Raw genomic sequence first — 1,685 nt, forward strand, 5'->3', positions numbered from 1 at the left:
CTATCATACTCATAGCAGCTTCTACTGATGCAGCATTTAAGTCAGGCATTTTTAATTCAGCTATTTCTCTTATTTGAGCTGAAGTTAATGTTGCAACTTTCTTTTTGTTTGGTTCTCCAGACGCTGAGTCTAAACCAGCAGCTTTCTTTAATAATACTGCAGCTGGTGGAGTTTTAGTTATGAAGCTGAAAGCTCTATCTTGATATACAGTTATAACAACTGGTATTATCATTCCAGCTTGATCTGCAGTTTTAGCATTGAATTCTTTAGTGAATCCCATTATGTTAACCCCGTGTTGTCCTAAAGCTGGACCAACTGGTGGAGCTGGAGTAGCCTTTCCTGCAGGTATTTGTAATTTTATTTGACCTATAACTTTTTTAGCCATTTCGAGCGCACCTCCTCAGATTTCCTATTCTGTTATTATATTCTTTCTATGCTTTTAAGACTAACTTCTAATGGAGTTTCTTTACCACCGAAAGCGTCTATGCATATTCTTGCTGTGTCATTATTTGTGTCAATAGATTTTACAGTTCCTGTGTGACCTACAAATGGACCACTTGTAACTTTAACAACTTCACCAAGTTCTAAGTCTTCTGGACCACTTGTCTTAAATACAGTTAAATCAATTCCCATTGCTTCAACTTCAGCCTCACTTAATGGAACTGGCTTAGACCCAGGACCTACAAATCCTGTAACACCTTTAGTGTTTCTTACTATATACCAAGATTCATCTGTAATTATCATTTTAATTAAAACATAACTTGGATATATTTTTCTTTGTCTAATTTTTTCTTTTCCTGTTTTTGTAGTTTCCACTACATCTTCAGTTGGCACAACCACTTCTGTTATGAATTGTTCCATGCCTCTTGTTTTTACGGCTTTTTCTATGGTAGCTTTAACTTTATTTTCATGTCCTGAATAAGTATGAACTACATACCATCTTGCTTCTTGTAACTCTGACATTTTCATTCTCCTTTTAATCTATTTTAGTATTAATCCTAGTGCACCAGATAACATAGTGTCTAATCCCCATACTAATATAGTAAACGAAATAATTGTAGCTAAAACTATACCTGTATTTTTTAGCAATTCTTTTTTGGTTGACCATGTAACTCTTTTAAGCTCTTGATTAGTGTCTTTTATATATCCAACTAATCCAGATCTCTTTTTTACTGGTTTATTTTCTTGAGCTGACATCTACACTCACATCCTTAAAATAATACTATTTTGTTTCTTTATGAGTAGTATGTTTTTTACAGAATCTGCAGTATTTGTTTAATTCGATTCTGTCTGGATTGTTCTTTTTATTTTTTGTAGTGTTGTAGTTTCTTTGCTTACATTCTGAACAAGCTAAAGTTACTTTTACTCTCATCTGCTACACCTCCAAATTTGTAAATACAATAATATATATTGTTAAATAATATCTTAGTCATTTAATTTAAAAATTAAATGTTAGATATTATCACCTTCCTTAATCATTACTTTGTATAAGTTATCACAAATTTATATTGATGTCAATGTTTTTGTACGTTTACTGCTAAAAAAAGAGAGGCCTTAACCCCTCTTCTTTTCTATATATAAATAATCTAAATAGATTATTCTATTATTTCTGCTACAACTCCTGAAGCTACTGTTCTTCCACCTTCTCTTATAGCGAATCTTAATCCTTCTTCAACACATATAGA

At 32.2% G+C, this 1,685-nt stretch carries 4 protein-coding genes and 1 pseudogene; all 5 read right to left on the bottom strand.

Annotated features, from left to right (window positions below; translation table 11 throughout):
• Nucleotides 1-385 (bottom strand): 50S ribosomal protein L11 (rplK, locus tag J7G74_RS16205; RefSeq protein ID WP_297137296.1); only part of this gene is annotated, 385 nt, incomplete at its 3' end.
• Between the two features lie 35 nt (nt 386-420).
• A complete protein-coding gene (nusG, locus tag J7G74_RS16210; RefSeq protein ID WP_297137298.1) occupies nt 421-963 on the bottom strand; it encodes a transcription termination/antitermination protein NusG in 543 nt (180 codons plus the stop codon).
• A gap of 18 nt (nt 964-981) precedes the next feature.
• Nucleotides 982-1,197: a preprotein translocase subunit SecE gene (gene secE / locus J7G74_RS16215; RefSeq protein ID WP_297137300.1), complete on the bottom strand. Its 216-nt coding sequence runs from the start codon at nt 1,195-1,197 to the stop codon at nt 982-984.
• 25 nt (nt 1,198-1,222) lie between these two features.
• The gene (gene rpmG / locus J7G74_RS16220; RefSeq protein ID WP_297137302.1) at nt 1,223-1,372 is read right to left on the bottom strand and encodes a 50S ribosomal protein L33; all 150 of its coding nucleotides are present in this window, start codon (nt 1,370-1,372) and stop codon (nt 1,223-1,225) included.
• Nucleotides 1,373-1,595: 223 nt separating this feature from the next.
• Nucleotides 1,596-1,685: pseudogene (locus J7G74_RS16225) on the bottom strand (EF-Tu/IF-2/RF-3 family GTPase); the annotation flags it as partial.

The sequence above is a fragment of the Terrisporobacter sp. genome (assembly GCF_017888745.1).
Taxonomy (GTDB): Bacteria; Bacillota; Clostridia; order Peptostreptococcales; family Peptostreptococcaceae; genus Terrisporobacter.

Coding starts and splice junctions, on each gene's coding strand:
- nusG (WP_297137298.1), bottom strand. CDS start 963: ATGTCAGAGTTACAAGAAGCAAGATGGTATGTAGTTCATACTTATTCA.
- secE (WP_297137300.1), bottom strand. CDS start 1,197: ATGTCAGCTCAAGAAAATAAACCAGTAAAAAAGAGATCTGGATTAGTT.
- rpmG (WP_297137302.1), bottom strand. CDS start 1,372: ATGAGAGTAAAAGTAACTTTAGCTTGTTCAGAATGTAAGCAAAGAAAC.